Here is a 13703-nt window from a genome sequence, read left to right as displayed (position 1 = left end):
TGTGCTTACTGTAAAACCAGTTTTCCATCATACGTTTGAATTATGTATGGCGTTCTAAGCTAAAATCTTTTTTGCTTAAGCCGGAACTCTCTATGATTAATTCATCGACTCTTACACCAAAAGTTATTTTTCCGTAATTTGGATTATTTCTCTTCCTATCCAAATGGGGGGCAACTATACTTTGCAAGTGATATTTCTGCTTTTTAGGAAAGTAGTGTCCCTTTGTACCGATTGCCATTATTACAATAGTCTTTAATGTGATATTAATTCAATTTTAAAAAAATATTTCTGCTAGTTATTTGGCTGAATGGCTGAATGGTACCTTATATACAAATAGGGTCTTGGCCTTAAAAGCCTACCCTAAGGCCTGCTAACCTGGGCTGACACAAAGTGTAAAAGCTATCTTCCCTAAGGCGTTAATTGATGGCTGGCCTTACTTAGTCCGTGAATGGCGAAATTTCCTTAGCGAGTAGGGTGGGACTTACAAGTTAAGAACCTCAACGTCTGATCTATAGCTTGCTCACTATTGCAGCGCTGGACCTCCAACTTTTCAATACCAATACCGCTAAGTTTCTCCCGTATTTGGTTCAGTTCAGCATCAGTTGTAAGACTCGGATGCCTGGTAAGGCGCACTTGCAAAGGTACACTGGATTGAGCGAGAAGCTCCGCACACTGCCAGGGGGCCACGCCACTGCCATCGACACCCGTAATGGAAGGGTAGTTTTCCGGCATTGCTTTAATATCCAACCCCACCCAATCAAGACTCTGAATCAGGCGTTCCAGCCTGCGGGGGTAGATTCCCGCAGTATGAAGCCCGACCTTGAATCCCAGATCCCTGACTTGGGCAATCGCCGGTTCCAGGGCACTCTGGGCGGTGGGCTCGCCACCGGAAAACACAACGGCATCCAGCAAGCCCCGGCGACTGTCTAAAAATGTGAGGATTTGATCCCAGTCATAGGCACTGGGTGCTCGCGCAGGCAGTAGATCGCCGTTATGGCAGTAGCGGCAGCGCCAGGGGCATCCCTGGCAAAAAACCACCGCTGCCAACTCGCCGGGGAAGTCGATTGCCGTAAACGACGTGAATCCACCGGCACGTAACTTATTACTCATAAGTTTTTAGTGCATTCCTGCTGTTGTCCGCCACAAAGAATTGGCGCTCCCGGTGCTCGGATTGTTTTCCCGGATTCCAAAATGAAACTGGGCGGTGGTACCCCATTACCCGGCTCCATACCTCGCAGCGGGTGCGATCTTCTTCTCTCAATAAAGTATCTTGTTGGCTCATGGTCTTTCTCCTTGAAAGTATGGTTTAGTCGCTACAACAGGATTGCTCTCGGGCCAGGAGAGCTTCGTCGCAGCGAGGGCAGAATTCGTGTTCGCCGCTAAGATATCCATGGACCGGGCAAATTGAAAAGCTCGGCGTCACGGTGATATAGGGCAGGCGGTAGTTTTCCAGAGCGCGCCGCAATAAGCGGCGGCAACTATCGGCATCAGGCAACTGCTCGCCCAAATAAAGATGAAGTACAGTGCCACCGGTGTAACGGGATTGGAGGGATTCCTGCCGGGCCAGGGCCTCAAAGGGATCATCGGTAAAGCCCACCGGCAGTTGGGATGAATTGGTGTAGTAGGGCGCTTCACTACTACCTGCCTGGATAATATCCGGGTAACGTTTGCGATCTTCGCGGGCAAACCGATAAGTAGTGCCCTCTGCCGGAGTTGCCTCCAGGTTGTAGAGATGCCCGGTTTGTTCCTGGAATTCAGTCATGCGCATACGGATATGATCGAGTAATTGCTCGGCCAGTTCTTTCCCATCTTCCGTAACCACACTTTCGTTATCCCCACTAAAGTTTCTCAGCATCTCATTGATGCCGTTCACCCCGATCGTGGAGAAGTGGTTGCGCAGAGTCCCCAGGTAGCGGCGAGTGTAGGGAAACAGACCTGCATCCATATGCCGCTGGATGACTTTCCGTTTCACTTCAAGGGAATCGCGGGCAAGTATCAGCAGTTTGTCCAGTTGGGAGAGCAGAAGCTGCCAGTTTCCTTTGTAGAGATATCCAAGGCGGGCACAGTTGATAGTTACTACGCCGAGTGAACCTGTCTGTTCGGCGGAGCCAAAGAGGCCGTTACCACGCTTTAACAATTCGCGTAGATCAAGCTGTAAGCGGCAGCACATGGAGCGAACCATGTTTGGGCTCAGGTCTGAATTTATAAAGTTTTGGAAATAGGGCAGACCGTAGCGAGCGGTCATGGCAAACAGCCGCTCAGCATTTTCGCTCTCCCAAGGGAAATCCTCACTGATGTTGTATGTGGGAATAGGGAAGGTGAATACCCTACCGCGTGCATCCCCCTCGCTCATGACTTCGATATAGGCGCGGTTGATTAGATCCATTTCTTCTTGCAGGTCGCCATAGGTGAAAGGCATTTCCTGACCGGCAATCACAGGCACCTGCTCGCGCAAATCCTGGGGGCAAACCCAATCGAAAGTGAGATTAGTAAAGGGGGTCTGGGTACCCCAGCGGGATGGCACATTCAGGTTAAAGATCAGCTCCTGAATGCACTGGCGTACGGTCGCGTAGTCCAGCTGGTCCTTGCGCACAAAAGGTGCAAGATAGGTATCGAAAGAGCTAAATGCTTGCGCGCCCGCCCACTCGTTTTGAAGTGTTCCAAGAAAGTTAACAATCTGTCCGACCGCGCTGGTCAAGTGGGCCGGCGGTGCCGATTCGACTTTTCCCGGAACACCATTCAGCCCTTCATGTAATAGGGTGCGCAGTGACCAACCTGCACAATATCCAGCCAACATATCCAGGTCGTGGATGTGTAAATCCCCATTCCGATGTGCTGCGCCGATCTCAGGGGAATAAACATGATTTAACCAATAGTTGGCAATCATTTTACCTGCACTGTTCAGGATCAACCCCCCTAGGGAATATCCCTGGTTCGCATTGGCTGCAACTCGCCAATCCGCTTGCTCTAAATACTCTTCAATAGAAGCACCGACATCCACCAGTGTTTGCCGATCAGTGCGCATTTGCGCATGCCGCCCCCGATAAGCGATATAGGCGCGGGCAGTATCAATGTAATCGTTATTGATCAATACCTGTTCAGCAATATTCTGAATCTCTTCAATATCAATGGGCTCACCACTATCAAAGCGGTGCTTGATCACTTTAAGGACAGATTCGGTAAGTTGTTCCGCTTCCTGTTGATCAAAAGATTCCGTTGCCTGGCCAGCACTGAGAAGAGCCAAAGTGATTCTGCGAGCATCAAAAGCCAGTGTCCTGCCATCTCGCTTACGCACCAACAGTTGATCTGAACTTACCTGCGAAATCTGTTCTGAAGCTGGTGCGGCTTCGCTGTCGGGTATAGCGGTACTGGTCATCGGACTTCCTCACAATTTGTGGGGAGAGCATATCGAAGAGACAGGAACGCCAATTGATCCAGATCACTATATATGGCGCATTGATTAATAGATGAGCACAATATGTTGTGCTCTTGGTGTGGACTTAGATTAGATACATACCTACTCTCGGCAAGTCCGAAGGCGAGTTCAGTGCCAGTCGGATGTACCTAACTATAGGGAGAATCGCGTAGTGCTTCCTTCAGCCAGGTTACGAAAGCCAACACATTTCCATTTCTTGAATGGCGGCTAGGTATTAATGCGGAATAGGTAAGTCCCTCAATCCCTGAAAGCTTGGAGCCTCCTCTAAAAGGAACCAGCCATTGATTGCGCAAAGGATTTTGAACAAGAAGCGAACTTACTAGCGCAATACCCTGGCCAGCCAAGGCGGCCTGGATTACATGATGCTCCTGGTCAAACTGCCGCACGCGAATGCCATCAAGTTTTCTTTTGAGGAGAGTTTGCCAGTTCAGCGGTGGAAGTGATGAGTTGACCCATTTTGTTTCCAGAAGTTGAGCTTCAGAAATATCCCTAATCTGAGTCAGGTAGCTTGGTGCAGCGTAGACACCGATTGTTTCGGTGGCCAAGTGGAGAGCATTTTTTGTACTTTCATCATATTTCCCGTACCGAATAGCGATGTCGATACGTCTATCTCGCTCGATATCACTCACTTCTTCCCCGGTCACTACTGAAACAATGATATCTGGAAATTTCTGATAAAAATTCTCCAGATGGGGCACAAGCCACATAGCAGCAAAGCTTGAAGTCGTACTAACGGTCAGTGTTTTCTTTGAACACGTTATTTCACTCACCGTTTCAGTGAGCTGCTGAAAAATTTGAGACGTTGTTTGAGCGAGCATCCGCCCTTCACTGGTCAACTGCACGGCACGGGTTTTGCGCTCGAATAATGTTGTACCCAGGGACTCCTCCAAACCCTTTATCTGATGTGATACGGCTGTCGGCGTTATAAAGAGTTCTTCCGCAGCTCTCTTGAAACTGCCCAGTCTGGCGGCGGCATCGAATACTTTGAGGGCGTTGAGTGAGGGCAGGTTTGGGTACACCGATCAGAATCTCTTATAGATGAGTTTTCCTCATCTATAGGAAGAAATAACTCGTTTGTCAAGGGTACTCCCCAGCATCACCATAGATGAACCTTCAGGCGGTTTAGTAAAGGTTCCAGACTATGAAAACACTATTACATATTGACGCTAGTGCCCAGAAGTGGAGCGGCTTAGCAGCACCACAAGACAGTGCGAATATCCCCAGGCATACCTCAATCTCCAAAGCAGTTGCCGCAAGTTTTGTAAGCGGTTGGCTAGAAAAGAGACCCCAAGATAAAGTTATCCATAGAGATGTCGGTTTAAACCCGCCAGGCTTTATCAATCAAGATTGGATTGCCTCGGTTTTTACGCCTGAGGCGGATCGCACAGAAGAGCAGCAGTCCCTGGTAGCGCTTTCTGACATCTTGATTGATGAGCTATCCCAGGCGGATATCATTGTTATGTCAACTTCGATGTATAACTACGGCATGCCTGCCGCACTTAAGGCCTGGTTCGATCAAGTTGTTCGTATCAACAAGACGTTCACCTTTGATTTAGACCGTGGTGACTTCCCCTTAGAGCCTATTATGTCTGGCAAAAAGCTGGTGCTAATCACCTCTGCCGGGGAGTTTGGCTTTGGACAAGGAGGAATCCGTGAGCAAATGAATCACCTGGGGCCACATATCCGAACCTTAAGCCGCTATTTGGGGGTTGAGGAGTTCCATGAAATCAATGCAGAGTACCAGGAATTTGCTGATAAAAGGCACCGGGATTCGATTAAACGAGCTTTCCTCAAAACTCAGGAGTTAACCGCAACGTTGGCTAACTGCCTTTAAAGTTTGCCTGCCAAAGCCAGCTTGTCTCCCCAATAAAGTGGCCAGCGGCTTGTCAGAGTGGCCTCCCGATACTTACTATGGGGAATAGGCGCAAATAGCGTCTTTGCCAGCTCTCAATTTGTACTCGGGTACAAAAAAGTAAATAAGTATCTGAGGATTTATGAAGCAGCGGGTATTTGGCAATTCATCGGACAACAACGGGAATATTACTTTAGCCTCTGGGAACAATTGCCGGTTGATCAGGGTTCGCAGAGACTTAATACCGAATTACCACCTCTTGGTTTTTCCAAAATCCCAGGGAGAACCAAGTAAGGAGGAGGTTAGTGAGATGGTTTCACTTGGCATTGAGCATGCAAGAAGCATTGCCGAATCAATAGTCGGTGACCCAGAAGCCTATACTCTCCTTTACAGTGGTTATAGTGCTCGACGGGAAAAAGGCTGGCATATTCATATCGTATTATTGGGGAATCGATGGAGAAAGGCATGGCTTTATTTGGTATTGGCAGGGAAAAACACTTTACAAGCTACGGGTTTTCGGAAAGATGACGCTCCGAGGATTAGCCAATGAACCAAAATAGATGGCTCAACCTAATGGGGGCACTCAATCTTCCTGAATCCCTTCAGTGCTTCGAAAAGTTAGTTTCTTCGTATGCAGAGAATCATAGGCATTATCATACAGGGCATCACATTGATGCGATGCTGAAGCACTTTGATAAAGTTGCAGAGCTTGCCGAGCACCCCCATGAGGTCGAGCTGGCTATCTGGTTTCACGATGCGATTTACAAGCCTTTTTCCTCTAAGAATGAAGAAAACAGTGCTCTATGGGCAAAAAAGTTCCTGATCGATTCCGGGTATTGTCCCACAGGGGCGGATAGGGTGTACCAATTGATTATGGCAACCTGCCACAATTACACGCCAGTTAGTATTGATGAAAAGCTAATTATCGACATTGACCTAACGATCCTGGGTGCCAGCACAAGCGTTTTCGAAGCTTATGAAAAACAAGTCCGTAAAGAGTATCGGCTGGTACCGATTATGATTTACAAAAAGAAACGCAGGGAAATATTAAGGGAATTTTTGTCTCAGAAAAGGCTTTATCACACCGATTACTTTCACAGTCACTTTGATGCTCAAGCTCGTAGTAATATTAAAAGAAGTTTACAGGCCTTTTGACGTATTCTTGCGTGGTTTAAATGATAATTCAACTTCCCTTAAGGCTCGTCTACAACTATTGGATTCTGCTAACAGTGGTATTTTTGTGCACTATTACAAGCCTATCCCTGTTTCCGCTTCCCGAAGTACCCAATATACCCGGCACCGACAAAACCAATCACTTAATTGCCTATAGTGCACTGATGTTCCCCGTCGCCCTGCGCAGGCCTAGTTACTGGTGGCTAATAGGACTATTTTTTGTACTGTGGAGCGGTGGCATCGAGTTACTTCAACCTTATGTGAATCGAACGGGTGAGTGGTTAGATTTCGTGGCCAATACGGCGGGGATATTGAGCGGAGCGCTTATCGCTTGGATGCTGGGAAAATTTGGGCTGAGGGAGTACAAATCCTAAAAACCTGGGTTAGCTCAAGCTCCAGAACTTCTCCAAGTTGCCCGTTAATTGATCAGTGTTACGACAAACCGCCGGTTGCCAGTGCTCGGGGAAAAGCTGCCAATAAAAAGGTTCTGAAAAGCGGCTATCTGCCAGAATGATCACACCTTTATCAGATTCGGAACGTATAACCCGACCGGCAGTTTGCAGTACGCGAGTCATCCCTGGATAGCGGTAGGCGATGTCAAATCCATGGATGCCAGTGGTTTCCGCAGCATCGCGCTGTAGCTCCCGCTCAACATTAACTTGCGGGAGCCCAGTACCGACGATAATAGTGCCAACCAGCTTCTCCCCAACATAGTCAATGCCTTCACCAAAGATGCCCCCCATAATGGCAAACCCAAGGCTCTTGTTACCTTCGTTGAATCCAGACAAAAACTCAGCGCGCTCTGTCTCTCCCTGTCCCGGCAGCTGTTGTAACAAGAACACTTCCGGGAATCTCGCCTTAAAACTCTCAGCAACTTGCTCCAGGTAACGATAAGAGGGAAAAAATACCAGGTAATTTCCTGCGCGGCTGTAAAAGGTACGGGAAATAATGTCGACGAGGTTCTCTATTGAGCGGTCGCGGGCTTGGTAGCGCGTATCTATATATGGACACAGGAAGACACCCTGTTGCTGCGGCTGAAAAGGCGAGGGCAGTCTTAAGTAGGGCGACTCATGCTCTACACCCAGTTGACTAAATATATAGCTGGCTGGGCGCAAAGTCGCAGAGAAGAGTAAAGCGGCTTGGTTTTGCTGATAGGATCGCTGTAAAAACTGTGCAGCATTTAAACAAAGTAGCTTAATTTCCTGCTCCTGCCAGGGAGCATCCCGGTCAATCACCCGAGTGACGACTTTATGCTGATCGGAAAGCTCCTGCTCAATAACGGCGTAACGATAGACAGACCTTAACCACTCTGCTGTTTCTTCCGGGGGCGACTGAGAGCTTTCTATAAGTTGGCTGACCGTGGAGAGCACTTTTTGCACCGCTCGGGAAACCGATTCTGGATGCTCTTCTTCACCTGTTGCTGCAGTGACCCAAACTTCACCCCCTTCAAAAGCACTGTGGCTTTGAGCTACACCAACTTCTCGCAATCGCTTGATCCAATTATCAATTGCCCGAACCAGAGACTGGATACTTCTCTGCAATGTCGGAGAGTGCCCTTTGCAAGCATTAGCTGCACGTCGACTATCACGGCGGGACAACTTTGCACTGTACATTTCCTGGGCGCGGTCGATTAAATTGTGAGCTTCATCGATTAACAGTGCGCGGCGATTGCGCTGGTCCTGAAAACTGGTCAGGCGTACCAAAGGGTCAAATACATAATTGAAATCACATACCACCAAGTCTACCCAAGGCAATATTTGAAGGGAGAGTTCAAAGGGACAGATTTGCTGCTGATCCGCCACGTCAGCAATCTCTTTGGGAGTTAACTGGGGCCGGCCGAGCAGGGCATCCATTGCAACTGGAAGTCGATCATAAAATCCTTTTGTTCTCGGACAGATGCCGTCATCATCACGGGTACAAAGCCCCAGGTTACAGGCACAGGCTTTTTCCCTTGCTTGAATTTCAAGTAAAGATAACTGCAAACCACTCGCCTGAAGTGCCTCAATGGTTTCCCGCACCATTTGCCGACCGGAATTCTTTGCTGTCAGGTAAACCAGCTGATCCAGCTTTTCCTCGCCAATTGCCTTTATGGCTGGGAAGAGGGTACTGATTGTCTTGCCGGTTCCCGTGGGTGCTTCAGCCACCAGCTCACCACCGTCCCGGAAGCACCGGTAGGCTTCCACTGCCAGTTGGCGCTGGCCGGGGCGGTATTGCGGGAAAGGGAAAGCGAGCTGTTTCGCCGTATCAATAAGCCGTTGCCGATGTTCCTGCCAAGCCCTGCGCCAACACAAATATTTTGTGAGAGCCTCAAGAGTAAAGGCCTTAAGCTCACTAAAGCGGTACTCTATGCATTCTGGATAGGCCTTGCGCTCCTTGAGGTTATACCAGACAACTTTCAGGGCAACTGTATCTGTACCATCTGTAGCACCTTCATTTACCAAGTGGCAATAGCCGTAAATTTTTAGCTGGGCCCAATGCAATTCCTTAGTGGCTTCGGGCAACTTCGATGGGGGTAAATAAGTGGTCTTAATTTCATCCAGCTGAGCCGGTTTATGCAAATCACTTTTCGGATGAAAAATGTCAACCCGGCCGCTCAAAGTAACCTGTTGTTCCATCCAGTCTATTTGGGTCTTGAGCTTGTATTCTGCCTCAGCGCCTTTGGGCCGCTGATTTTGTAGCTTCTGATGAGCCCGAATCCCTTCCTGGGCAGAGGGCCCTGAAGTTGGCTCCCGAATCAAATCTCCGCTGCGGCAGGAAAAAGCGACTAGCTCTCCCACAGAAAGATTCAAAGTCTCAGCCGACTCTAAGCTATCCAAAGCTAGTGCCATTCCACATGAATTACGCGATGAGGGATCGCCTCTTCAGCAAAAAACGCCAGCCAGCGTTCTTGGTTTTTTTGTAAGCGATCCCCAGGACCTTTAACCTCCACGAGTTCATAGTGACCGGAGGGAGTAAAGCAAATAAGGTCTGGCAGCCCATTTCTATTCTGTGTGATATCACTGAGCATGCGAGTAAAAATTGAACGCCAATGACTTGGGGGGATTCTATCCAGCGCCTTCTCAAGTAGTTCTGTAGACAAAGCCTCCCAAGCAACTAAAGGGTTGGCCATACCTTGTTTCTCTGCAAAGGTAGCGAGGACGCGGGACTTCAAGGACTCATGCTCTATTTCGGCCAATCGCTGGGTGAATAGCGCTTGACGGGAATAGTAAAAATCCGCGGTGCGAAAATCAGCTGGGGCTACCTGGAAGGGATTGAAAAAAGCACCAGGCACAGGTGCAAATAGTATGCCCCAAATATAGAGGCCCAACACACCGGTGAATAGGGTGTTCTCTACATAAAAGCACTCACCACCGCTAGAACCTTCAAGGTGCTCTGCCACCAGCAGCTCAACACAGATTTCCCCCTGCGCCAAACTTATCACTTCAGTGGGGGCTTGGATTTTATGAGGTGCCTGCCAATTGTTGAGGCCTCCACTTCGTTTGGCTGTGCGGTAACCAAAGACAAGAGCAAACTCTCTTTCTGCCTGGTCCATAGGGGAAGCTATTATTTCCTCGCATATTTCCAATGCCAGAGTGTCGTACCCTTGCTTTACGGCAATGCGTGCGCGGCGCTCACGGGCGGGAGGGGTTTTACAAAGTTGATATAGTGCATCTGCCTGCTCAAGAGCATTGAGCCGCTCAAGCTGCCGTGCCAACTTAAGACGTATTCTGTCCAGCCGACGAGCCAGGGTTGAGTCACCATCAATACCTTCTGGCAGTTGAGCAGATAAGGCTATTATGGCTTCTGCATCTTCCAGTAATGGCTCTTCTAACAGCTCCAGGCATTGGTAGTAAAGCAGATACTGATCAATTTGTGCCCGACTTTGAAAGGGGAGATTTTTCTTATCCAGTGGATAGGATTCATAGCGATAAAGCCCAAGATCCCGTAATACATAATCAGTAAGGTCCTGGTTCAAGTTGCCAAAGTAACACAGTTTAAAAGTCTGGAAATGCTCAGCACCCTGGACGGCTAGTACCCTGTGCTGAGAAAGCAACTTCACAAACCAGTCACTCGAACTGGAGTCTTCAAGCAATAGTTGCTCGAGGGAAGGCCGGCTGAGAGACTTGTGTATACCCAAGTGTCCTGCCGCAAGCAATTCAGCTTTGGTAAATAATGGTAGATATTCTTGTGCCGTTAACACCGGATTAAAACAAAGTAGTCCAGCACGATCCAAAACAGCTGCAGCACTTTCAATGCACTCTATCTCACCGTAGTTAAGCTTCTCCAGGCGGAAAAGCGATCCTCTAGAGGAAGGCACTCCTTTACGGGACAGCAAACGCACATAGAGCCGCTGGCTATAAATATCCAACTCTTGGAAGGTTTTAAAAAATTTTTGCTCAGATGTGGTGATAAGCCAGGAATAATGTTGGCTAACAAATTCAATCAACGCTTTAAAGTTGTCCAGGTAGTAGCCAGTTGGCAATTCTATCGGTTGGGTCATGGCACAAGCGCTAGTTTTTCGATCTATCTATCGTTGATACCGCACACCAAATCCTTATGACGTGATATGCAAACAATGAGGCAGAGGTTACTCTTGAGCTGTATGGTTATACAGCAAGTTGGCCCGGTGAACAAACAACAATCCCAAGCTTTCTTCTTAGTTATTCAGCCATTTTTTCCTATGGCAGTTCCCTTGATGCTCATCCAGGCTTGCAGTCGAGGCTTATAAGCAGTCGCCCCATAAAATTTAACCAATAAGGGATTACCTCTATGAAAGTGACAAGTTCTGTGACTGCAGTCGCGCTATTTGCCGCCAGCATATCTGCTCTAGCTGATAATAATGTCACCCTGGTATTCCAGGAAGGTACTGGCAATAGTGCAACTTCTGATCAGTCCGATGGTACTGTGCATAACAACTTGATTGTTCAGACCCAAATCGGCGATTTCAATGACTCGGATGCAACCCAAACTACGGGCACTTCTGAAAGCACTATTGAACTGGTGCAGACGGGAAATTTGAATCAGGCCTCAGCAGTGCAACAGAATGCAACGCAGCTTACTACGTCCTCCCTGTCCCAGAATGGCAGTGATAATACAGCGACCTTACTGCAGGACGATGCTCAATTCAGCGCCTTCACGGGCACTCAGGCTGGAGACTTAAACGACATCCAAGTCCGGCAACAGGAAGATGTTACTTCCACCACACTTGTTGCATCTCAACAAGGAATGTCTAACACATTGGTTTTAGATCAGCGTATAAGGGTGGATAGTACTAGCGCCATGTTCACCCAAGTTGGTGACTCCAACTTCGCCAATATAGATCAGGATAGAGATGTAACCTTTACCTTTGCTATGGCCAGTCAGACTGGCTCTTCCAACTTTTTAGATATCGAGCAGGATGAAGTCACGACGACGAGCACTGCAATAATAACGCAGATAGGTGATTCGAATACTGGAAGAATAGAACAAGAAACTGATGTTTCAGCTGCTACTGGGATAGTCACCCAGATTGGTGACAATAATATTGCAAATGTGGATCAGGAGAATATTACCTCAAGCAGCGGTGAGGTAATGCAAACCGGCTCTTCTAATACGGTAAATCTTGATCAAGGGAACGAAAATATTGCCGCTATTGAACTTATTTCCTGCACCACTCTAGTAATCCAGGATGGTTCAAACAATACAGCACAAATAGATCAGGGGCAGGACGGGTCTTTGCTCACCAGTTCATTGATACTAAATCAGTTTGGCGATTCTAATTCTTCCCAGATTAATCAACATAGCGGTATTAGCAGCAGCATTCTTGCGACACAAAACGGTACTTCCAATACTCAAACAATCTCTCAGGTTGGCAGTGGTGAAATCGCATTAACCACGCAAACTGGCACAGGCAATGTAGGCAATACCTTCCAATAAAACACTAACTGAAAGAGGTTAAGGCTAGCGTAGATATTATTTAAAATATCTCATCACCTTTTGATATCGGTATACAACGTACCAAGTAAAAAATATCACTGAAATCCAAATCATAGTAATGATTTGGATTTCCAGTACCGACATATTGAACTCATGGATGACGGAGAAAAATTCAAATACGTCAGTGCAGATTAAAATAGGCAAATAGATACGCCAAGCATTTGAGAAGGCAATCCTTTTCGAGAAGGCCAATCCAAACAAAGCAACAAAAAATGCAATATAAACTAGCAGACTAAAAATCATCCACCAGATAGGGAGGTCCCACTCATCGGCGGTGAAGCCAAGATATTGGGAGTAGACTTCCAGCGGAGCGAGAATAAAAAGGAGTACTTTCCAACCTACACTGGGTTTGTAGTGTGGAATAGAGTCTGTAAGAGGGTTATCTGGTGTCTGATACATATCCTGCATCTCGAAACGTCCTTATTATTTACCACTATTCCAGATAGGCACCAATTACCAATCCGAAAGTTACTTCTCGCCATTCCCTGAGCTAAATAGAGGTGATCATTACTTACCAGTTAGGCTCTTTGACTATCAAAATTTGAACAGCGAGGATATTGTCTGCAGTTTCAAAGTCAATAGTTGGTACATATAGTTTATCGATAGTGTGAGGCAGCTCATCGCATAAATGTGACAACATAGCCTGCTTTTTCGTAGTGTTAGCAAGGTAAAGCCATGATGTCAATCTTTAAGCTCTGAATGCAAAAGACTAAACGATAATCGGCAAACTACTTCTACATTTGGTCTGCAGTAATTAATAGCCGGCAAAAATTGCTTATAAATGCACTTACCCATAGGATTGAAGTCGCCGACAGTTTTTAATTTCAAAGGCCAATAAAAGGGCAGAGCGTGCAAAATCCTTATCAAGCACCTGAGAGCGAACTCGATAATCGCCCCGCCGTCTATAGCCCTAGTGTAGGCTGGAAAATTGTCTTTTTTATCCTTCTACCACTGGAGCTGTATTCCCAATATACGGTCTTGACCGATGGCTCCACAGGCATCCCCTTTTGGTGGTTGGTAATCAGCTTGGTTGTTTCCTCCCTTTTCTACGTCGTACTGTTTGGATTAGCGTTTGCCAAGAGAATAGGATTCGAACAACTTTGGATCTTTTTTATTCCAGTTATAGTGCTTATCGATATTTTTGAATTTTCTTTACTCGCCATCAACTTAAACAAGCTCGGGGCAGGTGTAGCCCTTGTGATGGCAAGCACTGCGCCAATCATCTTGCTTAGATGGTATGTCGTATATAAGTATCAGAAGGTTATGAAATACTTTGCCTAAAGGATG

General features: G+C 47.3%; 11 protein-coding genes and 1 pseudogene. 5 read left to right on the top strand and 7 right to left on the bottom strand.

Annotated elements, in window-relative coordinates:
• Positions 1 to 40: 40 nt before the first annotated feature.
• The 4 genes and pseudogenes from QT397_15095 to QT397_15080 form a co-directional block, all read right to left on the bottom strand.
• Positions 41 to 238 carry a hypothetical protein gene (locus QT397_15095; protein WNZ54220.1) on the bottom strand — a complete coding sequence of 66 codons (198 nt, stop codon included), beginning with the start codon at positions 236 to 238 and terminating at the stop codon, positions 41 to 43.
• A 224-nt stretch (positions 239 to 462) separates the two neighbouring features.
• Positions 463 to 1110, bottom strand: coding sequence for an anaerobic ribonucleoside-triphosphate reductase activating protein (locus QT397_15090; protein WNZ54219.1), 648 nt, complete (start codon positions 1108 to 1110; stop codon positions 463 to 465).
• Positions 1103 to 3376 (bottom strand): annotated as a pseudogene (locus QT397_15085) (ribonucleoside triphosphate reductase). Before QT397_15085 ends, QT397_15090 begins: the two are co-directional and overlap by 8 nt.
• A 188-nt stretch (positions 3377 to 3564) precedes the next feature.
• Entirely contained in the window at positions 3565 to 4455 is an 891-nt protein-coding gene (locus QT397_15080; protein WNZ54218.1) for a LysR substrate-binding domain-containing protein, read from the bottom strand.
• A gap of 122 nt (positions 4456 to 4577) precedes the next feature.
• Between QT397_15080 and QT397_15075 the strand changes: the two genes are divergently transcribed.
• From QT397_15075 to QT397_15065, 3 genes are all read left to right on the top strand, one after another.
• Entirely contained in the window at positions 4578 to 5270 is a 693-nt protein-coding gene (locus tag QT397_15075) for an NAD(P)H-dependent oxidoreductase (GenBank protein ID WNZ54217.1), read from the top strand.
• Positions 5271 to 5834: 564 nt separating this feature from the next.
• Positions 5835 to 6443, top strand: a complete 609-nt coding sequence (locus QT397_15070; protein ID WNZ54216.1) for a hypothetical protein — start codon at positions 5835 to 5837, stop codon at positions 6441 to 6443.
• Between the two features lie 83 nt (positions 6444 to 6526).
• Positions 6527 to 6835 carry a VanZ family protein gene (locus QT397_15065; protein ID WNZ54215.1) on the top strand — a complete coding sequence of 103 codons (309 nt, stop codon included), beginning with the start codon at positions 6527 to 6529 and terminating at the stop codon, positions 6833 to 6835.
• Between the two features lie 9 nt (positions 6836 to 6844).
• Here the strand turns inward: QT397_15065 and QT397_15060 are convergent, their stop codons facing one another.
• Positions 6845 to 9277 (bottom strand): ATP-dependent DNA helicase, encoded by a 2433-nt coding sequence (locus QT397_15060; GenBank protein WNZ54214.1) that lies wholly within the window; start codon positions 9275 to 9277, stop codon positions 6845 to 6847.
• 2 nt (positions 9278 to 9279) lie between these two features.
• Complete coding sequence (locus QT397_15055) at positions 9280 to 10941, bottom strand: VRR-NUC domain-containing protein (protein ID WNZ54213.1); 1662 nt, start codon at positions 10939 to 10941, stop codon at positions 9280 to 9282.
• Between the two features lie 269 nt (positions 10942 to 11210).
• Between QT397_15055 and QT397_15050 the strand changes: the two genes are divergently transcribed.
• Complete coding sequence (locus QT397_15050) at positions 11211 to 12356, top strand: hypothetical protein (protein WNZ54212.1); 1146 nt, start codon at positions 11211 to 11213, stop codon at positions 12354 to 12356.
• A 36-nt stretch (positions 12357 to 12392) separates the two neighbouring features.
• Here the strand turns inward: QT397_15050 and QT397_15045 are convergent, their stop codons facing one another.
• Positions 12393 to 12824 carry a hypothetical protein gene (locus QT397_15045; GenBank protein ID WNZ54211.1) on the bottom strand — a complete coding sequence of 144 codons (432 nt, stop codon included), beginning with the start codon at positions 12822 to 12824 and terminating at the stop codon, positions 12393 to 12395.
• 441 nt (positions 12825 to 13265) lie between these two features.
• Between QT397_15045 and QT397_15040 the strand changes: the two genes are divergently transcribed.
• Positions 13266 to 13697 (top strand): hypothetical protein, encoded by a 432-nt coding sequence (locus tag QT397_15040; GenBank protein ID WNZ54210.1) that lies wholly within the window; start codon positions 13266 to 13268, stop codon positions 13695 to 13697.
• The last annotated feature ends 6 nt before the right edge of the window (positions 13698 to 13703 follow it).

This window comes from Microbulbifer sp. MKSA007 (assembly GCA_032615215.1).
GTDB lineage: Bacteria > Pseudomonadota > Gammaproteobacteria > Pseudomonadales > Cellvibrionaceae > Microbulbifer.
The sequence above is the reverse complement of the archived record's forward strand: the minus strand, read 5'-3'. Positions and strand labels throughout refer to the sequence as shown.